Below are 21,707 nucleotides of genomic sequence, written 5' to 3' on the forward strand. Positions count from 1 at the left end.
CCGCTTTCCGACGCGCGACCCCCCTCGTAGACTTGCGGGTAAGCAGCCGGTTGGCTGCCACGGTCTGTCGGCCCGAGTGGGCCCGACCAACGTGACCGGGGAGGAGTGCCGTGCCGCTCTCGGAGCACGAGCAGCGGCTGTTCGAGCAGATCGAGCGGTCGCTTGCCGAGGACCCCAAATTCGCCTCGGCCGTGCGCGCCAGCGATCCGCGCTTCCATGCGCGGCGTCGCCTGCTCGTCGCTGCCGGCGTGATCATCGCTGGTTTGGCTCTACTGGTCTATGGCGCGGTGATCAAGACTCCACCGCTGGCGGTGGCGGGCTTCGTCGTCATGCTGGCCTCGGCCGCGTTCGCGGTGCAGTCGCACCGTCGGGCGCAGTCACCCGACCTGCACGTGGTGGGCGGCACGACGAGTCGTCGTCGTCCCCGCGGCGGTGGCCGATCCGGTCGCCGGCCGTCACTCCTGGACCGCATGGAGGACAGGTGGCGGCAGCGCCCGGAGGGGCACCGCTGAGCCCGTCCCGCCGCTGAGGCGGGCCGTACACCGCGACGAGCGGGTCGCCGGGCAGTCCCGGCGACCCCTGCCGTATCCGCGCGCCCTCCTCCGCCGCCACAGGCATCGCACACCCGGCCCGCGCCAACCTCACGCCCAACCATGGCCGATGGCCACGGCACGGCGTCGCCATCGGGGGGCGGTGACGGTGCGGGGGCGGCGGCAGGTCGCCACCGCCCCCGGACAGTCGGTGCTCAGCGGGCCGTTCGGTCGGCCAGCAGGCGACGCGGACTCCAGCGCAGCAGGCGGTACCTGGCGCGGCCGGTCAGCGCCACCATCCGGCTGGAGTTGTCCGCAAGGGCCGTCCGCCAGCGCAGCAGCACCGACGGCGGCAGCAGAGCGGCGAGCACCCTGGTCCTGCGGTCCGCCCGGGTGGTGAGCGCACTCCGGACCGTGCGCAGCGCCGGCAGCAGACGTTCGCCGGTCAGCGGATCCCTGGCGTACCGGGCACGCTCCTCGGCCCGGCCCAGCAACCGCGCCGCGCCGACCGCGTCGACGTCGTCGGCGAGGGTTTCCCGGACCAGCCGGTCCGCGGTGGCCCGGGGAGTCTCGGTCTGGTCCACCCGGACCTTGAAGTCCACCAACGTGTCGAGCAGTTCCGCCCAGGCGGCGTGCGCGTCCGCACGGGCCTGGTGGGCGTCCGCCACGACCACCACCCGTGCCTCCGGCGCGCCGGCACCGTCGCCGTCCCCGGCGGCGGGCGATGCCACAGTGGCGGCCGCCGCCCGGCCTCCGCGGCGACGCCGCAGCGCCAGCCGGCGCAGCGCGGGCACCGCGAGCAGCGCCAGCAGTGCCAGCAGACCCGCCGCCCACCACGGCCACACCGGAGGTTCCTCGGTCGGCGTCTGCCCGCCCAGGGCCAGGCCGGTGTCGGTTTCCCGGTCGGCGTTGTCCCGGTCGGCCGGACCGGCCGTCGCGTCCGGGCCCTGCGGAGTGTCCGCCGTGCCGGCGCCCCGGGTGGTCGGTTCCGGCGCGTCCGTGTCCGGAGCCCACGACGACCGGGTGGAGCCGGGAACCCCGTACGACGGGGTGGCGTCGAACGGCACCCAACCGATGCCGTCGAAGTAGACCTCGGTCCAGGCGTGCAGGTTGAGGTTGGTAAGCGTGTACGTGTCGCCGTCGCGCTTGCTGCCGTTGGTGAAGCCGAACGCCACCCGGGCCGGGATGCCGGCCGTACGGACCAGCCAGGCCATCGCCGCCGCGTACTGCTGGCAGTAGCCGACCTTGTTGGTCAGGAAGTTGACGATGTCCTGGCCGCTGCTGCCGCTCTGGGTGCTGAGCCGGTAGCTGAACCCGTTGTCCGCGGAGAAGTGCTGGTAGATCGCCAACACCCGGTCGTAGTCGGTGCGCTTGCCCTGGACCAGCCCCTTGACCAGTTCCTCCACCTCGGGCACCGCGCCGGGGGTGGCGGTCAACTGCCGGCGTACCGGGTGGTCGGCCGGCAGCGGCTGCGCGGCCCGCAGCACGGCGGGGGTGTACGTCGAACGGATGTAGTCGAACGAGTACTTGCGCCCCCGGGAGCTCTCCCGGTTGGAGAAGACGACCTGCTGGTTGGGGTCGTACAGCCAGTTGCCGCTCAGGTCGTCGGTGCGGGTCGGCTCGGCGTACACGGGCATCAGGGACATGCTCAGGCTCTTGGTCACCTCGACAGTCGCCCGGTACGGGGTCTGCTGCACCCCTCGACCGGCCCGCTCGGTCGGATCCGGCAGGTCCCGGTTGACCGCTCGGCCGCTGGGGGTGCGCGCCTGGAACCCGTTCGGACGCAGCTCGTCGGCGACCGCGTAGCGCAGGTAGAACGGGTTGGGCTCGGAGGTGGTCACCTTGACCAGATCGGCCACCTCGGACTGGTTGAGCTGGCCGGCCAGCGCGGCGAACAGGTCGATCCGCCCCGACGTGCCACCGGAGCCCGAACGGCCGTTGCCGGTGCCGTTGCCCGTTCCCTCGGTGAACGTGTCCAGTAGCCCGCCGGTCATGCCCGGCACGGCCAGCGGCACCGCGACGGCCAGCGCCACACCGACCACCGCGAGCCGGCGGCCGGCCGACGCCAACGGGGACGCCTCCCACACGTCGACGTCACGGCCGTCACCTGTGAACCGGCGGCCGAACCGGCGTACCCGGTCGACGTTGTCGGTCACCAGCAGCCAGAGGTAACCGGCGGCGCCCACCACGAAGGGCGTCGCGGGGACGCTGTCCACGTAGACGGCGACCGGCACCGAGTAGATGGCGAGCATCGGCAGCCCGGCCAGCGCGGGCCGGCGCAGGCCCACCGCCAGGACGTCGACCAGCACGGCCACGCCGCCGACGCCGAGCACGGTGATGAACAGCAGCGGGTCGGTGTCGGGGACCTCGACGCCGTACGAGCGCATGTCCTGCATGGAGCCGTTGAGCAGGTCGGCGAAGTGGCTGATGGTGCCCGTCGAGGGCAGGAACGCGAGCAGCTCGGAGCCGCTGGGGAACAGCCACGTCAGGGCGAGCAACAGGGCGGCGAGCATGCCCAGCACCTGACCCCACAGCGGTGCCCGGACGAGCCGGGTCAGCGCGGCCACCCCGGCGACCACGGCCACCGCGATCGCCGACTGGATCAGCCACGTCCAGTTCTGGAAGATGGCCGACAGCGGCGCGGCGGCGAGCAGCGTGGCGGCGGCCGCCACCGCGCCTGTGTTCCGACTGGCGATCATGAGGGGAACCTTCCGTTCATCGCACGCCGCCGGCGACCGTCTCGGCGAGCGCGGCGCGCAGGGCGAAGCCCTGGGAGCCCCGGCCCGCCTGCGGCCACAGCGCCGGCAGCCGGCTGCCGTGGTCGACGCCGACCACCCGCCAGCCGCTCTGCAACAGGGCGAGCGCGGCGGCGCCGTGGGTGCGCTCCGCCTCGGCCCGCGCCCGCTCCGGCAGGCTGAGCCAGGTCGAGCTGTCCAACAGGAAACCGACGCAGGTGGCGCCGTTGCCCCGCAACCCGGCCAGCAACTCGGCCTCGGCCACGCTCACCGCGCCGAACAGCCCGATGATCAGACCGCCGTCGGCGCGCTGCCGGACCCGCTGCACCAGCTCGGTCACGTCGGCGCGCTGGTCCAGTCGCACCTCGGCCAGGTGGTCGAGCAGCGCCCCGTCGCCGCCGGCCTCCGAGGCGTCCACGTCCACCCCCGAGCCGGTGACCAGGCGCAGCTTGTAGCCGGCCTGGCGCAGGTGCACCGCGATGCTGGCGGCGGCGGACACGGCCCACTCGAAACTCGCCGTCGGCCCGTCACCCCGGTGGCCGTACGCGCGGGTGTCCAGGACGACAGTGGCACGGCTCTCCCACGGCTGCTCCTCGCGGCGCACCATCAGCTCGCCGGTACGCGCCGTCGACTTCCAGTGCACCCGGCGCAGGTCGTCGCCACGCCGGTACTCCCGGGTCGCCGCGTCGTCCTCGCCGTGCACCGCCACCGACCGGGCCCGGCTGTCGCCGCTGCCCGCGTACTCCCCGGGGAGCCGGACCGACGGCAGGGGCGTGACCTGCGGGATGACGGTCAGGTGGTCGGTGCTGGGGAACGCCCGGCTGAGTTCGCAGAGACCGAACGGGTCGGTCATCCGGACCACCAGCGGGCCCACGTCGTAGCGGCCCCGCACATCGGCCCGCACCGTGTACGCCACGGAGCTGGCCTGGTGTGCGCCGAGGCGTTCCAGCACCACGCGGGGTCGGCTGCCCAGCGCGTAGGGCAGCCGGTCCTCCAGGAGCAGGGTGCCGGTGGGCAGGCGGGACAGATTCTGCAGGCGCAGCACCACCCGGGAGTTGGCCCCGACCGGAACCCGGTGCGGGTCAAGCGAGCGGTTGCAGGCCAGCTTGTAGCGGCTGCGCCCGACGTAGGCGGCGGCCAGTAGCGGAAGGATGGCCAGCAGCACGGCCACCCGCAGCAGGTCCTTCTCGCCGAGGATGCCGGCAGAGAGTGCCGCCGCGACGGCGGCGGCGAGGAAGGAGCGCCCGCGGGTGGTCAGACCGCGTAGCCCGGCACGCACGTCACGGCCTCCGCGGCTCGTAGGGGGCGCGACCGTTGCCGGTGGCGGGCCGGGTGTCGTACGGGTTGCGCTGCCTGTCGTGCGGCAGCGGCAGCCGGTGCACCAGCTCGGAGACGATCGCGTCGGTGGTACGTCGGGCGAGCTGTGCGTCGGCGGTGGGGATGATCCGGTGTGCCAGCACGGGCACCGCGAGGGCCTGCAGGTCGTCCGGCAGGACGTAGTCGCGCCCCTCCAGGGCGGCGACGGCCCGGGCGGTGCGCAGCAGTTGCAGGGTGGCCCGGGGGGAGGCGCCCAGGCGCAGGTCCGGGGCCTCGCGGGTGGCGGTGACCAGGTCGATGGCGTACTGCTTGACGGCGTCGGCGACGTGCACCTGACGGACTGTGGCGATGAGCTGCCGGACGATGTCCGCGTCGGAGACCGGACGCAGCTCGTGCAGCGGGTCCGTGGCGCCGTGCCCGTCGAGCATGGCCAGCTCTGCCCCCGAGTCGGGGTAGCCCATGGCGATCCGGGCGGTGAACCGGTCGCGCTGCGCCTCGGGCAGCGGGTACGTCCCCTCCATCTCGATCGGGTTCTGGGTGGCGATGACCATGAACGGGGTCTGGAGCTGGTAGGTGACGCCGTCGACGGTGACCTGGCGTTCCTCCATGCACTCCAGCAACGCCGACTGGGTCTTCGGCGAGGCCCTGTTGATCTCGTCGCCGACGACCAGGTTGGCGAAGACGGCGCCCGGGCGGAACTCGAAGTCGTGCGTCTCCTGGTTGTAGACGCTGACGCCGGTGACGTCGCTGGGCAGCAGGTCCGGGGTGAACTGGATCCGGCGCACGGTGCAGTCGATGGACCGCGCCAGAGCCTTGGCCAGCTTGGTCTTTCCGACGCCGGGGACGTCTTCGATCAGGAGGTGACCCTCGGCGAGTAGGACGGCCAGGGCGAGCCGCACGGTGGCGGTCTTTCCCTCGATGACCTGCTCGATGTTGGCCACGATGGCCTCGCTGGCGGCGCGGAACTCGTCGTGCGGCAACAGGCCGCCCACCTCGTCCCAGGTCTGTTGTGTCACGGGCCTCCTCCTCGTCGCCGTCACGGCAGCTCTGAATAGAGCACCTGGACCCGCCGTTGGGTTCGCGACGTCGAGCCTCGTTTGCCGCAGGATTCTCACTGGCCTCTCAGGCTAACCATGTTTGTCGTTATCGCCGACCCCCGCAGGTGGTCCGTCGGTTACGCACCGTTTTTCGCCAGGTCGGGGGACGGGGTACGGCGTCGATCGGGAAAACTCCCGGCGAGGTACACTGCGGGGCATGGCCGGAGTCTTCCTGCTTCTTACCGGGCCGTGCTGATGCGCTGAACGCGCGACAGCACGGCGGCCCCTCCTGCGCGAGGGGCTTTTTTGTGCCCGTCGCCGGTCCGGCCCGGCGACGCCGAGACGAAGCGAAGCGAAGCGAGGAGAGACGATGAGTGAGGCAGCCGCACCGGCGGGCGACATTCCCCCGTTCCGGTATACCGCGGCCCTGGCCGACGAGATCGAGAATCGTTGGCAGGACATCTGGGCACGCGAGGGCACCTTCCACGCACCGAACCCGACCGGCCCGCTGGCCGACCCGAACCACCCCCGCGCCGGCGCGGAGAAGCTGTACGTGCTGGACATGTTCCCGTACCCGTCGGGCGCCGGCCTGCACGTGGGTCACCCGCTGGGCTACATCGGCACCGACTCGTACGCCCGCTACCAGCGGATGGCCGGGCGCAACGTGCTGCACGCGATGGGCTTCGACGCGTTCGGCCTGCCCGCCGAGCAGTACGCGGTGCAGACCGGCACCCACCCGCGCACCACCACGGTGGCGAACATCGAGCGGTACAAGGCGCAGCTGCGCCGGCTGGGGCTGGCCCACGACGAGCGGCGGTCGGTGGCCACGATCGACACCGACTTCTACCGCTGGACCCAGTGGATCTTCCTGCAGATCTTCAACTCCTGGTACGACCGCGACGCCCGGCGCGCCCGCCCGATCGCCGAGCTGATCGCGGAGTTCGAGGGCGGCAACCGGTCCACCCCCGACGGTCGGGCCTGGGCCGAGCTGAGCGTCGCCGAGCGCCGCCAGGTCGTCGACGACCACCGCCTGGCGTACGTGTCGCACGCCCCGGTCAACTGGTGCCCCGGCCTGGGCACGGTGCTGGCCAACGAGGAGGTCACCGCCGACGGCCGCTCCGAGCGGGGCAACTTCCCGGTCTTCAAGCGCAACCTGAAGCAGTGGATGATGCGGATCACCGCGTACGGCGACCGGCTGCTGGACGACCTGGACAGCCTGGACTGGCCGGAGCCGATCAAGCACATGCAGCGCAACTGGATCGGTCGCTCGACAGGTGCGCACATCGACTTCGCGACCGCCCAGGAGCCGGTGCGGGTGTTCACGACCCGTCCGGACACCATCTTCGGCGCCACCTACATGGTGCTGGCGCCCGAGCACGAGCTGGTCGACGCGCTGGTGCCGGCGGTCTGGCCGCAGGGGACCAGGGACGCCTGGACCGGTGGGCACGCCAGCCCCCGCGTGGCCGTCGAGGCGTACCGCAAGACGGCGGCGGCCAAGACCGACGTCGAGCGGCAGTCCGACACCAAGGAGAAGACAGGCGTCTTCATCGGGGCGTACGCCACCAACCCGGTCACCGGCGGGCAGGTCCCGATCTTCATCGCCGACTACGTGCTGGCCGGCTACGGCACCGGCGCGATCATGGCGGTGCCGGCGCAGGACGAGCGGGACTGGGCGTTCGCCGAGGTCTTCGAGCTGCCCATCGTGCGGACCGTGCAGCCGGCGGAGGGCTTCGACGGCAAGGCGTACACAGGTGACGGCCCGGCCATCAACAGCGCCGCGCCCGAGCGCGGCCTGGACCTGAACGGCCTGGGGGTCGCCGACGCCAAGGCGGCGATCATCGCGTGGCTGGAGGCGAACGGGCACGGCGCCGGCGCGGTGACCTACCGGCTGCGGGACTGGCTGTTCTCCCGGCAGCGCTACTGGGGTGAGCCGTTCCCGATCGTCTACGACGAGACAGGCGCGGCCATCGCCCTGCCGGAGGAGATGCTGCCGGTCGAGCTGCCCGAGGTGGACGACTTCTCCCCGAAGACGTTCGACCCGGACGACGCGGGCTCCAACCCGGAGACCCCGCTGTCGCGGCGGCGCGACTGGGTCGAGGTGGAACTGGACCTGGGCGACGGGCCGAAGCGCTACACCCGCGAGACCAACGTGATGCCGCAGTGGGCCGGCTCCTGCTGGTACGAGCTGCGCTACCTGGACCCGACGAACAGCTCGCGGTTCGTGGACGCCGAGAACGAGCGGTACTGGATGGGTCCGCGCGGCGAGGGTGACTGCGGCGGCACCGACCTGTACGTCGGTGGCGCCGAGCACGCCGTGCTACACCTGCTGTACGCGCGGTTCTGGCACAAGGTGCTGTACGACCTGGGGCACGTGTCGTCGTTCGAGCCGTTCCGCAAGCTGTTCAACCAGGGCATGATCCAGGCGTACGCGTACACCGACTCGCGCGGCAGTTACGTGCAGGCCGAGGAGGTCGTCGAGCGTGACGGCGCCTACTACCTGGGCGACCTGGTGGTCAACCGCGAGTACGGCAAGATGGGCAAGTCCCTGAAGAACGTGGTGACGCCCGACGACATGTGCGCCGCGTACGGTGCCGACACCTTCCGGGTGTACGAGATGTCGATGGGCCCGCTGGAGGTGTCCCGCCCCTGGGAGACCCGGGCGGTGGTCGGGTCGTACCGGTTCCTGCAGCGGGTCTGGCGTGCGGTGGTCGACGAGCAGACAGGTGCGCTGCGGGTCACCGACGACCCGGCCGACGAGGCGACCCGCCGGCTGCTGCACAAGGTCATCGACGGGGTCCGTGTCGACATGGACACCATCCGGTTCAACACGGCGATCGCCAAGCTGATCCAGCTGACCAACGGGCTGACCGGGCTGTCGGCGACGCCCCGCGAGGTGGCCGAGCCGCTGGTGCTGATGGTGGCGCCGTTCGCCCCGCACATCGCCGAGGAGCTGTGGCGCCGGATGGGTCACGACACCTCGCTGACGTACGCGGACTTCCCGACCGCCGACCCGGCGCTGCTGGTGGCCGACACGGTGACCTACCCGGTGCAGGTCAACGGGAAGGTCCGGGGCCGCGTCGAGGTGCCCGCCGACGCGCCGGAGGAGACCGTCCGCGCGGCGGCCCTGGACGCGGTCGCCGCCACGCTGGCCGGTAAGGAACCCCGCAAGGTCATCGTGGTGCCGGGCCGTCTGGTCTCGGTCGTCGCCTGACGGTAAGCGCCGGCGGGGCGGTCGGGCCGGCAGCGGCGGCGGACACCGTCCCGAGCGGTATGACTCAGTGGAATAAATATGCCACTGAGTCATACCGCTCACCTGGCACACCGCCCCGCCGCCCGCCCGCCGCGCGGGTCAGCCGGTCAGCGCCGCCGTCACGACCGGACGGTGGCCGTGCAACCACTCCTGCCAGCGGCGTACCCCGTCGGGCGCGCCCGCGTCGCGCAGCCGGCGCAGAGCCGGCTCACCCCGGTCGGCGCCGGCCTCGATGCCCCGCCAGGTGCCCTCGATCTGGTGGAGCATCACGTCCACCAGCTCACTGCGGTCCAGTGCCGGCGAACCCGCCTCGTAGGCGTCGCAGAGCACCCGACACCGCCGGCCCAGCTCGGCCGGATCGGCGCCCTCGCCCAGCGGAGCCCAGTGCCAACCGGCGAACGCCACGTCCTCGATCCGCCGGCCCGGCCCGGCCAGGTCCCAGTCGACGAAGGCCACCGGCAGAGGACCGGCCGGGAAGTCCCGGTACACGGTGTTCTTCGGGGAGAGGTCGCGGTGGCACACGGTCTCGGCGTCGCCGGCCAGCGCGGTGCCCGCGCACACGTCGTGCAGCCCGCGGATCAGCTCGGCCAGTCGTACCAGCGCCGGGTCGGCGAAGAACGCCTCGTCCTCGCGCTCCCGCCACGGCACCCGGCCCGCGACGTAGCTGAGCACCTGCCGTCCCCGCTCGTCGACGCCGAGGTGGCGGGGCGCGAGGTCCGCGTCCACCCCGGCGAGGTGGCGCAGCAGCGCGCCGACGAAATCCAGGTTGGCTGGCGGGGTACGTCGTACCGTGTCGCCGACCCGGACCACGTCGGCCACGAATCCGCCGGTCAGCGGCTCCTCGGCGGAGCCGGTCGACCCGGTCACACCGGCATCGTCGAGCGGCGCTGCCGTTCGGTCCGCCACCACTGGTACGCCAGCACCAGGCTGGCGATCAGGCCGAGGCTGGCGGGGGCGGCCGCGTACCAGTTGACGTGGCCGGGGGAGCTGACCGCCGCGCCGATGGCGGCGTACCCGAAGGCGGTCGGCGCCGAGGCGATGACGCTTCCGGCCAGGAACGGCAGGACCCGCGCGCCTGTCGTGCCGTAGCCGTAACTGACAAGCCCGAAGCCGGCGATCGGCAGCAGCCGGACGGTCACCACGCCGAACACGCTCTGCCGCGCGAACCACCTGTCGAGGCGGGCCAACCGGCCACGGACCCGTTCGGCGACGAACTCCCGGCCGAGCAGCCGGCCGACGGTGAACCCGATCGCCGCCGCCACCAGCGCGGCGCCCAGGGCGTACGCGGCGCCCTCCAGGGGGCCGAAGATCGCGCCGGCGGCGAGCGTGATGAACGTCCGGGGGACCAGCGCGACAAGCAGCAGCGCACCGCCGAGGATCGCGGCCACGGGGGCGAGGTCGCCCAACCGGTCGGCCAGCGCCGGAAGCTGCTCCGGATCCGGTCGGGGCACCAGGAGCAGCAGCAGCCCGCAGGCGCCGATGAGCAGGACGAGCAGAGAGAACCGGGCGGCCGACGGCTGCCGCAGCAGCCGCCGGACGGCGCGGATCATGCCCGGGCGGCGGCCACCGCGGCGCGACGCTCGTTGCGGAGCCGGTCGGACCAGGTGTCGTCAAGCGGCGGAAGCTGGTGCGCCCCGGTGGCCCAGCGCAGCAGCAGGTCGGCCAGGGCCGGGTTGCGGGCCAGCGCGGGACCGTGCGAGTAGGTGCCCAGCAACTTGCCGCGCCAGGCGCCCTCGGTGGCACCGTCGTTGCCCACCCCGGCGGTGACCCGGGCCAGCGGAGAGACCTCCGGACCGAGGTGGGTACGGCCGCCGTGGTTCTCGAAGCCGGTCAGGGCGGGCAGACCCAGCCGGGGGTCGATCTCGCCGGCCAGCTCGCCGACGGCCCGGCTCGGACCCCTGTCGGACTGGAGGTCGAGCAGCTCCAGACCACGGCACTGCACGCCCTTGGCGAAGAAGGACATGCCGAGCAGTTGGTAGCCGGCGCAGACGCCGAACACCACCGAACCCTGTGCCACCGCCCGGTGCAGACCGCCGTCGGCGATCAGCCGCTGCGCGCCGAGCGCCTGCGGCCCGTCCTCGCCGCCGCCGACCAGGTAGATGTCGGCGGTCGCCGGCAGCCTCTCGTCGGAGCGGACCTCCAGCACCTCCACCGGCATGCCCCGTTGGCGCGCCCGCCGGGCCAGGATCAGCGCGTTGCCCCGGTCGCCGTAGGTGGACAGCAGGTCGGGGTAGATCCAGACGATACGCAGGCTCTCAGTTGACACGGTCCAACTCCGCTCGGATGTCCTGGAACGCGGTGTAGTTCGCGATGACCTCCAGCCGCCCGGGCGGGACCGACCGGATCGCGTCCTCGAAGGTGCGCACGTGCTGGAACGGCACGTCGTTGACGTCCAGCCGGACCGCCAGGTCGTACGCCCGGTCGCCGGTGATCAGCACCTGCCGGCCGCGCAGCGGCGCGAAGTCGACGTCGAAGAGCCAGGAGGTGTCCAGTCCGTCTGGGTCGCGCGCGTTGATGGAGAGCAGGGTCGGCGCCTCGTCGGCCATGTCGAACGCCTCCAGCCAACTGGCCGGGTTCTTGGCCAGCAGCAGCCGAATGTTGCGCCCGTCCTTGTCCACCTGCGCGTAGCGGCCCGCCACCGAGGTGACGATGCCGAGGCGGGACACCGCGTCGACCGGGCGTACGCCGAACTCGGCGGCCACTGCCAGCGCGGTCGCCGCGTTACCGAGGTTGACCTTGCCGGGCAGTTGCAGGGAGACCTTGTGCCAGGCGCCGGTGGGGTCGAGCACCCCCTCGTCCTCGACGACCCACTGCGGCTCCGGTCGCCGCAGGGGGCAGCCGGTGCACCACCACTGGCCGCCGGAGCGCTGGATGGTCGAGCCGCACTCGGGGCAGACCCAGGAGTCGTCGTGCCAGCGCTGGCCGGCGCTGAACCAGGTCACGTGGGGCGGGTTGATGCCCCGGGCCGGGTCCGCCGGAGGGGTGGCGGCCCACACGACCATCGGGTCGTCGGCGTTCGCCACCACCCGCACGTCGGTGTGCCGGACCAGCGCCGCGCGCCAGAGCTGCGCCATCATGGCGACCTCCTTGGCGCGGTCCAGTTGGTCGCGGGACAGGTTCAGCAGGGCGACGACGTGCGGTTCGGTCGCCTCCAGCACCTGGGCCAGGTAGTGCTCGTCGACCTCCAGCACCGCGTACGGGGTGCTGCCGGCCTTGGCCAGCGCCGAGGTGTGCCCGGTGGGCATGTTGGCGCCGAACGAGTTGGTGGCGACCCGCCCGAGCACACCGACCGCGGCGGCGGTCAGGCGCGTCGTTGTGGTCTTGCCGTTGGTGCCGGAGACGAGCGCGATCGCGCGCCCGGCCGACAGGTGGGCCAGCAGGTCCGGGTCGATCTTCAGCCCGATCCACCCGCCGATCACCGAACCGTCGCCACGGCCGGCCGCCCGGGAGAGTGCCGCGGCGGTCCGTGACACGGAGCTGGCCACCTTGGCCCGTAGGGGCATTTTCGCGTCCGTCACGCGAGCGAGGTTACCGGACCGTCCGCCTCGCCAGATCGCCGCCGACGGTGAACCGTTCGGCCGTGGCATCCGCGTGGGCGGCCCGGTCGGCGTCCGCCGGACGGAGTCGATCTATGTCGGAAAGCGGACCACGCCGGAGGGGCGCTGTGGCCCTCCACTCCGCTCCACCCCGTGTGACGTGCGGTTTTGCCGCCGGATCAGACGCGCCACGCGGGCAAATCTGGTTGCGGGTGGAGGGAAGTGGAGTAGAGTGGTGGCCAATGGTGAGGCCGGGAGGGCTCACCGGCCCGGGGGGTCAGCGGCGCCGCGAACGCCGCTCAGGGGCGAGGGGGTAGGGCCGATGTTCCTCGGCACCCACACTCCGCGCCTGGACGAAAAGGGCCGGTTGATCCTTCCGGCCAAGTTCCGGGATGAGCTGGCGGGGGGTGTCGTGGTCACCAAAGGGCAGGATCGCTGTCTCTATGTCTTCCCGACACCCGAGTTCCAGCGGATCGCGGAGCAGTTGCGCGCGCAGCCGATGACGCACAAGGCGGCCCGGGCCTACAGCCGGGTCTTCTTCGCCAGCGCGCACGACGAGGTGCCGGACAAGCAGGGTCGGGTGACGATCCCGGCCCACCTGCGGGAGTATGCCGCGCTGGACCGCGACCTCGTCGTGATCGGCGCGAGCACGCGGGTGGAGATCTGGGACAAGGTCGCTTGGGAGACCTACCTCGCCGAGAGCGAAGACGACTTCGCCGACATCGAGGAGGGGGTGCTGCCCGGCGGTCTGTAGGGCGGAACGGCGCCCGACGTACTGCGAGATCTCCAGCCGCTTTCGAGTTCCTGGCATCCCTTCCCCGGTGCCAGGCGCACGATCCAGTTATCGGGCCGAACCCGGTGGCCGGCGGGAGCGGATGGGGATCTGGCGGTACGACGGCAGCGCCGTCTCCACGGCAGGCGCGCGAGAAGAACGGACGTTTCAACCAGTGGGGGTCGACATGGGGGAGTTGCGCGGCACGCATGTGCCGGTGCTGCTCGAGCGGTGTCTCGAGCTGCTGGCCCCCGCGCTGGGTCGAGGCGGCCGGACGGTGCACGTCGACGCCACGCTCGGCCTGGCCGGGCATGCGGAGGCGGTGCTCGAGGCGCACCCGGAGACGGTCCTCATCGGGCTCGACCGGGACACCGAGGCGCTGGCGCACGCGCGGGTCAGGCTGGCCCGGTTCGCCGACCGCATCCACCTGGAGCACGCCGTCTACGACGAGCTGCCCGAGGTGCTGGAGCGGCTGGGCTATCCGGGCATCGACGGGATCCTGTTCGACCTGGGGGTGTCGTCGCTGCAACTGGACGCGCCCGACCGCGGGTTCGCCTACGCGCAGGACGCGCCACTCGACATGCGGATGGACCAGACGCGGGGGGTGACCGCCGAGGAGGTGGTCAACACGTACGCCCACCCGGACCTGGCCCGGGTGCTGCGGGTGTACGGCGAGGAGAAGTTCGCCGGCCGGATCGCCTCGGCGATCATCCGGGAGCGGGAACGCGCCCGGATCACCTCGTCCGCGCGGCTGGCGGAGCTGGTCAGGGACTCGATCCCGGCGCCAGCCCGACGAACGGGTGGACACCCGGCAAAGAGAACGTTTCAGGCTTTACGGATCGAGGTAAACAGAGAGCTGGCAGCGCTGGAGACAGCGCTGCCGTCCGCGCTCGACGCACTGACCGTGGGCGGTCGCATGGTGGTCCTGTCCTACCACTCGCTGGAGGACCGGCTCACCAAGGCGGCGCTCGCAGACCGGGTCCGCAGTAAGGGCCCTGTCGACCTCCCGGTTGAGCTGCCCGGGTCCGGTCCGACGTTCCGGCTGCTGAGCCGGGGCGCCGAACTGCCCGGGGAGGAGGAGGTCGCCGCGAACCCGCGCGCCGCCTCGGTGCGGCTGCGGGCCGCGGAACGACTCGACCCGAACGCGACAGAACAGGGGCGGACCGACCGCGAACGGTCTCGCCGACGGGTGAAGGGAATGCACCAACCGGGCACGGGGTCCGCCTGATCCGTGGGGGGTCAGGGGCGCCGTGACCGTAGAGGGACGGATGTTGAGGGGGAGGGACATGAACATTGACAAGCGCGACCGCCGGGACGTCACCGGCGGCGGGCAGCGCGCACCGCGGTCGGGGGGCCGGACCGCGGCGGAGCGGGCTCCGCGCGTGGGGAACGGTACGCCACGCATCGATCGAGTGAATCGGCAGGGGGAGGCTCGCGCCCGGGGGGCGCGCGAGTTCCCGACCCAGGGCAGCGCCGCGCTGCGTCCGGTCGAGAAGACCGGCGTCACGGCGACCGCCCGTCCGCCCCGGCTGCGGGTGGCGCCGCCGGCGCCGGTGTCGGTGCCGCGGGCGCCGTTCGCGGCCCTGATCGTGGTCCTGGTGGTCGGTGGGGTGCTGGGCATCCTGGCGGTCAACACCAAGATCAATGAGAACGCGTTCCGGTTGGAGAAGCTGCAGCAGCAGCAGGCCCGACTGGACCTGGAGAAGCAGCAGCTCGACAAGCAGATCGCCGAGGCCGAGGCGCCGGGGAACCTGACCGCCGAGGCGCGTCGACTGGGGCTGGTGGACGCGGGGGAGCCGGGGTACGTCCGGCTGCCGGACGGCAAGCTGCCGCTCGGCGTGCCGAAGCCGGCGACCGGCGAGCCGTCGGTGACCAGCCAGGGCGCGGGAGGCTGACAGTGCCACCGAGGTCGGACGAGCCGCGCCGGAACCCCACGGGGTCCCGGCGCGGTTCTTCGCGTGACACCGGGCCCGCCGACGGCGAGTCGCGCACCGACGAGCCGGGCATCGGCGGGATCTCCGGCGCTCGGGCGTACACCCCTCGGGGTCGGACGGTCCGCGAGGAGCGCGGCGTGCCGGCGCGCGGCGCCGAGCAGCGGCGTACCCCCCGCAGCACCCGCTCGGGCGACCCGTTCCGGCCGGCGTTGCAGGTGCTCGACGGTGGCCGCGCCGCCGCCGCGCGGGCCGCGCGGCGGGACGCGCCGGCGGCCGGCCGCGGCGGGGTCGTGCGGACCGTCGCGCCGCGCAACCCGCGCGGGCCGGTGGGCGACGAGCCGCCACCGCGCCGCCGGACCACCCCCCGCGCGCCGCGCCGCGCCGACCGGCCGGCGGGCCGCCGGCCGTCGCGCAAGCCGCCGCGTCCACCGAAACTCGCCGACCCGCGACTGCGGCTACGGCTGGGCACCGCGCTCACCCTGGCGCTGTTCGCCGTGATCGGCGTGCGGCTGGTGTTCCTCCAGGCGGTCGATACCCCTGCGTACGCCGGCGGGGGCGTCGCCGACCGGACCCGCACGGTCGAGCTGCCCGCGCCGCGCGGCGCGATCTACGACCGGACCGGCGCCGAGCTGGCACACAGCGTCGAGGCGCGGTACGTGTTCGCCGACCCGACCGAGATCACTGACGCCGCCACCACCGCGAAGGCGCTGTCCCCGCTGCTCGGCATCCCCGCGTCGAAGCTCGCCGAGCTGATGAAGCCCCGCAAGCTGGAGAACGGCAAGCCGTCCCGGTTCGAGTACCTGGCCCGGGGGGTGGAGATCCCGGCCGCCAAGCGGGTACAGGCGCTGGAGCTGCCCGGCATCGGGGTGCACCGGGACGAGCGCCGGGAGGTCCCCGGTGGCGACCTGGCGGCCAACCTGATCGGTTTCACCAGCCAGGACATGGACGGGCTGGAGGGGCTGGAGGCCCGCTACGACGAGCTGCTCGCGGGGCAGGACGGCCGGCGGGTGTACGAGGCGGGCCTCGGCGACCTCGCCGCGCCGATCCCGGGCGGCTACAGCAAGACCACCCCGGCCAAGCCGGGCAGCTCGCTGGCGCTCACCATCGACCGCGACCTGCAGTTCAAGACGCAGCAGATCCTCAGCACGGCGATGGCGCAGCAGCGCGGCGGCACCGCCGCGGCGGTGATCATCGACGTGCCGACGGGCGAGGTGCTGTCCCAGGCCAGCGACCCCACCTACAACGCGGCGAAGCCACTGCCGAGCGACCCGGTCGCCCGGGAGGACGCCGCCACGAGCTTCGTCGTCGACCCAGGCTCGGTGCACAAGGCGATCACCTACGGCGCGGCGTTGCAGGAGGGGGTGATCACCCCGGACACCACCCTGCCCATCGCGAACAGCATCAAGAAGGGCGACACCTGGTTCTCCGACACCCACCCGGCCAACGGCCGCAAGATGAGCCTGCCGGGGATGCTCGCGTACTCGTCGAACGTCGGCACGATCACCATCGCCGACCGGCTCGGCCCGGACCGGCTGATCGACTACCAGAAGCGGTTCGGGCTCGGCCAGCCCACGGGTGAGGGGCTGCCCGGCGAGGCCAGCGGCCGGCTGTTGCCCGCCGACGAGTGGAGCGAGTCGTCGGCCGGGTCGGTGCCGATCGGGCACAGCGTGGACGCCACGCCCCTGCAGATGGCCGCCGCGTACGCCGCCATCGCCAACGACGGCACCTACGTGCAGCCGCACCTGGTGAAGGAGACCGTCGGGCCGGACGGCAAGCGCACCCCGGCGCCCCCGCCGGTGACCCGGTCGGTGCTCAGCCCGCAGAACGCCGCGGCGCTGCGCACCATGCTGGAGGCCGTCACCACCGTCGACGGGGCCACCGGGGTCACCGCCGCCGTCCCCGGCTACCGGGTCGCCGGCAAGACCGGCACCGGTTGGCGGTTGGTGGACGGCAGGAAGCAGCCAGGCGAGGTGTCCTCCTTCATCGGGATGGCGCCGGCGGAGAAGCCCCGGTACGTCATAGCGGTCTTCGTGTACGCGCCCGACGGTGGGGGAGCCGCGATCGCCGGGCCGGCGTTCCGGGACATGATGCAGTTCACTCTGCGTCACTACCGCGTGCCGCCCTCCAACGGTGCGTCGACACCCAAGTTCGTGGTCTATCCGCGCTGAGCAGCGACGGCGGGACATCATCGGTGAGTGCCGACGAACCACCGGGGCGGCTGTGCGGCCGGAACCGGACGACCGGGTAGGGTCTGACGCCGTGCCCGGCAATCCACGTCCACGTACCGTGACCGGAGTCCGGCTCGGTGATCTCGCCGTCCGGCTCGCCGTCGACCTTCCGGCGGACACCGCCGACGTGATCGTCACCGGGGCGACCCACGCCAGCCAGGAGGTCCATCCCGGCGACCTGTACGCGGCGCTGCCCGGCGCCCGCCGGCACGGCGCGGAGTTCGCCGCCGGTGCCGCCGAGGCCGGCGCGGTCGCGCTGCTGACCGACGCGGCGGGCGCGGAGCTGGCGGCGGACACGCGACTGCCCGTGCTGGTGGTGCCCGACCCGCGCGCGGTCCTCGGCGAGCTGGCCTCGGCCGTGTACGGCGACCCGACGGCGGGCCTGACAGTGATCGGGGTGACCGGCACGGCAGGCAAGACCTCGACGGCGTACCTCGTCGAGTCGGGGCTGCGGGCCGCCGGGCACACGACCGGCCTGATCGGCACCGTGGAGACCCGCCTCGGCGACCTGGTGATCGACAGCGTGCGGACCACGCCGGAGGCCACCGACCTGCACGCCATGCTGGCCACCGCCCGCGAGCGGGGGGTGACCGCCGTGGTCATGGAGGTCTCCAGTCACGCCCTGGCGATGGGCCGGGTGGGCGGTGTCCGGTTCGACGTGGGCGGCTACACCAACTTCGGCTCCGACCACCTGGACTTCCACGCCGACAGCGCCGACTACTTCGCCGCGAAGGCGCAGCTCTTCGACGGCCGGTGTGCCGTCGAGGTGCTCAACCACGACGATCCGGCGCTCAAGCCGCTGTACAAGCCGGCGACCGTCACCTACTCGGCGGCCGGCGACCCGACCGCGACGTGGTGGGCCGACGGTGTCGGTGGCGAGGGGTACGCGCAGCGGTTCACCGCGCACGGCCCGGACGGCCTCGTCGTGCCCGCCGGGGTGGCGTTGCCGGGTCGGCACAACGTGGCGAACGCGCTGCTGGCCATCGCCACGCTCGTCGCCGCCGGGGTGGACCCGGCGACCGCCGCCGCCGGCGTGGCCGCCTGCGGTGGGGTGCCCGGCCGGTTGCAGCTCGTCGACGTCGCCGCGCCGGTGCGCGGAGTGGTCGACTACGCGCACAAGTCCGACGCCATCGTGGCCGCGCTTGCCGCGCTGCGCGAGCTGAGCGCCGGCCGGTTGATCTGCGTGATCGGCGCCGGTGGGGACCGGGACCGGGGCAAACGGCCGGTGATGGGCGCCGCCGCGGCGCAGGGGGCAGACGTGGTGCTGGTGACCGACGACAACCCGCGTACCGAGGACCCGGCGGAGATCCGCGCCGAGGTGCTCGCCGGGGCGTTCCGGGCCGGCGCGGCCGCCCGGATCATCGAGGTGGCCGGTCGCCGGGCGGCGATCGACGAGGCGGTCCGGCTCGCCGAGCCGGGCGACGTCATCGCGCTGCTCGGCAAGGGCCACGAGCGTGGCCAGGAGGTGGCGGGCGAGGTGTTCCCCTTCGACGACAGCACGGAACTGGCCGACGCGTTGCGGGCCCGCTTCGGGGATCTGGCGGGTCAGCGGTGATCGCGCTGAGCCTGGCCGAGGTGGCCGCCGCGGTCGACGGGCGGCTCGTCGCCGCCGATCCGGCAGCCACCGTCACCGGCAGCGTCGAGTTCGACTCGCGCAAGGTGGGAGCCGGGTCGCTCTTCGTGGCGTTCCCCGGTGAGAAGGTCGACGGGCACGACTACGCGCAGACGGCGATCCAGGCCGGCGCCGTGGCGGTGCTCGGCAGCCGCGAGGTGCCCGGCGTACCGATGGTGCTTGTCGACGACGCGCTGGCCGCCATGGGCCGGCTGGCCCGCGCGGCAGTGGACCGGCTGCCCGGGCTGACCGTGATCGGCGTGACCGGCTCGTCCGGCAAGACCACCACCAAGGACCTGATCGGCCAGCTCACCACCCGGCTCGGCGCGACCGTGGCGCCGCCCGGTTCGTTCAACAACGAGCTGGGGCACCCGTACACAGCGCTGCGGGCGGGACCGGACACCAGGTACCTGGTGATGGAGAAGGGCGCCCGGGGGATCGGGCACGTGCGTTACCTGTGCGAGCTGGTGCCGCCCCGGATCTCCGTGGTCCTCAACGTCGGCACGTCGCACATCGGCGAGTTCGGTTCGCAGGACGCCATCGCCCAGGCCAAGGGCGAACTGGTCGAGGCGCTGCCGCCGGACGGGCTGGCCGTGCTCAACGCCGACGACCCGCGGGTGGACGCGATGGCGGGCCGTACGCGCGCCCGGGTGGTCCGCTACGGCGAGGCGCCCGACGCGGACGTGCGGGCCGAGGACGTCACGCTCGACGAGCGGGGGCGCGCGTCGTACACCCTCGTCGTTCCGGAGGGCCGCGCGCCCGTGCGGCTCGGGGTGACCGGCCGGCACCAGGTCGGCAACACCCTCGCGGCGGCGGCTGTGGCGCGCGAGCTGGGCATGCCGCTGGCCGAGCTGGCCCCGGCCCTGGGCGAGTTGAAGCTGGTCTCCACCCGGCGGATGGACGTCTTCGACCGTCCCGACGGGGTGACCGTGATCGACGACTCGTACAACGCGAACCCGGCCTCGATGGCGGTGGCGCTGCGGGCGCTGGCAAGCATCGGCCGGGGCCGGCGTACCGTCGCGGTGCTGGGTTACATGGCTGAGCTGGGCCCGTTCGAGTCCGACGGCCACGCGCAGACCGGCCGTCTCGCGGCTGAGCTGGGCGTGGACCGGCTGCTCGTGGTGGGCGAGCTCGCGGCGCCGATCCACGAGGGCGCCACATCAGTAGGTGACTGGGGAGGAGAGTCGGTGCTGCTCACCGATCAGGCGGCGGCCGTCGAGGTGCTGCGGGGCGATCTACGACCGGGCGATGTCGTCCTGGTCAAGGGTTCCCGCTACCGGACCTGGGAGGTGGCCGACGCCCTGCGCGCCGACGCCGGTGGGGAGTCCACCCGATGAGGGCGGTCATCGTCGCCATCGGGGTGGCCTTCCTGGTCTCGCTGTTCTGTACCCCGATCGCCATCAAGGTCTTCACCCGGCTCAAGGCCGGCCAGCCGATCCGGTCCGACGGCCCCGCCATGCACCAGGGCAAGAAGGGCACGCCCACGATGGGCGGCGTGGTCTTCATCCTGGCCACGGTGATCGCGTACGTGGCCGGCCACCTGGCCCTGACCACGCTGCCGGACGCGCAGATCGCGCAGGTGGAGCCGACCATCACGGCGCTGGTGCTGCTGGGGCTCATGGTGTTCTCCGGCGCGGTGGGCTTCCTCGACGACTTCCTCAAGGTGCGCAAGCGCAACAGCGCCGGTCTCAACAAGCGCGGCAAGCTACTCGGTCAGATCCTGGTCGGCGCGGTCTTCGGGGTGATTGCGCTGTGGTTCCCGAGCACGATGACCGACGCGACGGGCAACGCCACCAACACCCAGACCGTGGGCAGCACCACGCTGAGCTTCATCCGGGACATCGACTTCCTGGAGGTCAGCAAGGTCGGCGCGGTGATCATCTTCATCTTCGTGGTGATGGCGGCGACGAACGGCGTCAACCTCACCGACGGTCTGGACGGTCTGGCGACCGGCGCGTCGGTGATGGTGCTCGCCGCGTACGCGCTCATAGCGTTCTGGCAGTACCGGCACTGGTGCGCCGACCCGAGCTACACCCAGGACTACTGCTACGCGGTGCGCGACCCGTTGGAGATCGCGTTGATCGCCGGTGCGGCGGCCGGGGCCTGTGTGGGCTTCCTGTGGTGGAACACCTCGCCGGCGCGGATCTTCATGGGTGACACAGGAGCGCTGGGGCTGGGCGGCCTGATCGCCGGGATGGCGATGTCGACCCGCACCATCCTGCTGCTGCCGATCATCGGCGGGCTCTTCGTGATCATCACGATGTCCGTGGTGATCCAGATCATCTCCTTCAAGACCACAGGCAAACGGGTGTTCCGGATGTCGCCGCTCCAGCACCACTTCGAGTTGGCCGGCTGGAGCGAGGTCAACATCGTGGTCCGCTTCTGGATCATCGCCGGCATCGGAGTGGCCATCGCCCTGGGCCTGTTCTACAGCGAGTTCCTCGCCAACATGACCTGACCCTGCCCCCCACCCCTCACCCCGCGCGATCTTGCACTTTCGGACCCCGGAGTGTCCCGCCCTGCGGCTTCTGTCCGGGCAGAAAGTGCAAGATCGGCGGGAGAGGGGGTCCGACACGCCCGGTGGGGCGTTGTGGGGCTGTCGGGCGCGTCCAGCGGTGATGATGTCGGGGTGGGGGAGGAACTCGGCACTGAGGACAGGACGGGCGGGCGACCGCGTCGATCACCGGGCGGGGCGCGGGGGCCGGAGCCGGGCGCGGCGCGTACCGCGAAGGTCACCGTCGCCCAGCGCGGCCCGG

The 21,707-nt window shown here is 72.7% G+C and carries 15 protein-coding genes and 1 pseudogene; 9 read left to right on the forward strand and 7 right to left on the reverse strand.

Annotated features, from left to right (window positions below):
- Positions 1-110 precede the first annotated feature (110 nt).
- Positions 111-512 (forward strand): DUF3040 domain-containing protein, encoded by a 402-nt coding sequence (locus ACFY1S_RS20190; protein WP_139587174.1) that lies wholly within the window; start codon positions 111-113, stop codon positions 510-512.
- A 233-nt stretch (positions 513-745) separates the two neighbouring features.
- Here the strand turns inward: ACFY1S_RS20190 and ACFY1S_RS20195 are convergent, their stop codons facing one another.
- Genes ACFY1S_RS20195 through ACFY1S_RS20205 form a run of 3 tightly spaced genes read right to left on the reverse strand, consistent with a single transcriptional unit; the run spans position 746 to position 5,598 of the window.
- Positions 746-3,229, reverse strand: coding sequence for a transglutaminaseTgpA domain-containing protein (locus ACFY1S_RS20195; protein ID WP_387120089.1), 2,484 nt, complete (start codon positions 3,227-3,229; stop codon positions 746-748).
- A 16-nt stretch (positions 3,230-3,245) separates the two neighbouring features.
- Positions 3,246-4,544 (reverse strand): DUF58 domain-containing protein, encoded by a 1,299-nt coding sequence (locus ACFY1S_RS20200; RefSeq protein ID WP_387120092.1) that lies wholly within the window; start codon positions 4,542-4,544, stop codon positions 3,246-3,248.
- A 1-nt stretch (position 4,545) separates the two neighbouring features.
- Positions 4,546-5,598 (reverse strand): MoxR family ATPase, encoded by a 1,053-nt coding sequence (locus tag ACFY1S_RS20205; RefSeq protein WP_357993461.1) that lies wholly within the window; start codon positions 5,596-5,598, stop codon positions 4,546-4,548.
- A 391-nt stretch (positions 5,599-5,989) separates the two neighbouring features.
- Here ACFY1S_RS20205 and leuS point away from each other — a divergent pair, with 391 nt between their 5' ends.
- The gene (gene leuS / locus ACFY1S_RS20210) at positions 5,990-8,830 is read left to right on the forward strand and encodes a leucine--tRNA ligase (RefSeq protein WP_387120095.1); all 2,841 of its coding nucleotides are present in this window, start codon (positions 5,990-5,992) and stop codon (positions 8,828-8,830) included.
- 138 nt (positions 8,831-8,968) lie between these two features.
- Here leuS and ACFY1S_RS20215 read toward each other — a convergent pair whose 3' ends face one another.
- The 4 genes from ACFY1S_RS20215 to ACFY1S_RS20230 are packed head-to-tail and all read right to left on the reverse strand — an operon-like array spanning position 8,969 to position 12,372.
- Positions 8,969-9,736, reverse strand: coding sequence for a phosphotransferase (locus ACFY1S_RS20215; protein WP_387120098.1), 768 nt, complete (start codon positions 9,734-9,736; stop codon positions 8,969-8,971).
- A complete protein-coding gene (locus ACFY1S_RS20220; RefSeq protein ID WP_387120299.1) occupies positions 9,733-10,473 on the reverse strand; it encodes a TVP38/TMEM64 family protein in 741 nt (246 codons plus the stop codon). The genes ACFY1S_RS20215 and ACFY1S_RS20220 overlap by 4 nt, the downstream gene beginning before the upstream one ends.
- Positions 10,416-11,135 (reverse strand): type 1 glutamine amidotransferase, encoded by a 720-nt coding sequence (locus ACFY1S_RS20225; protein ID WP_139587167.1) that lies wholly within the window; start codon positions 11,133-11,135, stop codon positions 10,416-10,418. The genes ACFY1S_RS20220 and ACFY1S_RS20225 overlap by 58 nt, the downstream gene beginning before the upstream one ends.
- The gene (locus tag ACFY1S_RS20230; RefSeq protein ID WP_387120302.1) at positions 11,125-12,372 is read right to left on the reverse strand and encodes a MurT ligase domain-containing protein; all 1,248 of its coding nucleotides are present in this window, start codon (positions 12,370-12,372) and stop codon (positions 11,125-11,127) included. Before ACFY1S_RS20230 ends, ACFY1S_RS20225 begins: the two co-directional genes overlap by 11 nt.
- Positions 12,373-12,727: 355 nt before the next feature.
- Between ACFY1S_RS20230 and mraZ the strand changes: the two genes are divergently transcribed.
- From mraZ to mraY, 7 genes and pseudogenes are all read left to right on the forward strand, one after another.
- Entirely contained in the window at positions 12,728-13,159 is a 432-nt protein-coding gene (gene mraZ, locus ACFY1S_RS20235; protein WP_355049459.1) for a division/cell wall cluster transcriptional repressor MraZ, read from the forward strand.
- A 205-nt stretch (positions 13,160-13,364) separates the two neighbouring features.
- Positions 13,365-14,474, forward strand: a pseudogene (gene rsmH / locus ACFY1S_RS20240) (16S rRNA (cytosine(1402)-N(4))-methyltransferase RsmH).
- A complete protein-coding gene (locus ACFY1S_RS20245) occupies positions 14,464-15,072 on the forward strand; it encodes a hypothetical protein (RefSeq protein ID WP_387120102.1) in 609 nt (202 codons plus the stop codon). The pseudogene rsmH and the gene ACFY1S_RS20245 overlap by 11 nt, the downstream one beginning before the upstream one ends.
- Positions 15,073-15,074: 2 nt before the next feature.
- The gene (locus ACFY1S_RS20250) at positions 15,075-17,279 is read left to right on the forward strand and encodes a peptidoglycan D,D-transpeptidase FtsI family protein (RefSeq protein ID WP_387120105.1); all 2,205 of its coding nucleotides are present in this window, start codon (positions 15,075-15,077) and stop codon (positions 17,277-17,279) included.
- Between the two features lie 52 nt (positions 17,280-17,331).
- Entirely contained in the window at positions 17,332-18,894 is a 1,563-nt protein-coding gene (locus ACFY1S_RS20255) for a UDP-N-acetylmuramoyl-L-alanyl-D-glutamate--2,6-diaminopimelate ligase (RefSeq protein WP_387120108.1), read from the forward strand.
- Positions 18,891-20,288 carry a UDP-N-acetylmuramoyl-tripeptide--D-alanyl-D-alanine ligase gene (gene murF, locus ACFY1S_RS20260; RefSeq protein WP_387120111.1) on the forward strand — a complete coding sequence of 466 codons (1,398 nt, stop codon included), beginning with the start codon at positions 18,891-18,893 and terminating at the stop codon, positions 20,286-20,288. Before ACFY1S_RS20255 ends, murF begins: the two co-directional genes overlap by 4 nt.
- Positions 20,285-21,409 (forward strand): phospho-N-acetylmuramoyl-pentapeptide-transferase, encoded by a 1,125-nt coding sequence (gene mraY / locus ACFY1S_RS20265; RefSeq protein ID WP_387120115.1) that lies wholly within the window; start codon positions 20,285-20,287, stop codon positions 21,407-21,409. The genes murF and mraY overlap by 4 nt, the downstream gene beginning before the upstream one ends.
- The last annotated feature ends 298 nt before the right edge of the window (positions 21,410-21,707 follow it).

The sequence above is a fragment of the Micromonospora sp. NPDC000663 genome (assembly GCF_042898105.1).
Lineage (GTDB): Bacteria > Actinomycetota > Actinomycetes > Mycobacteriales > Micromonosporaceae > Micromonospora.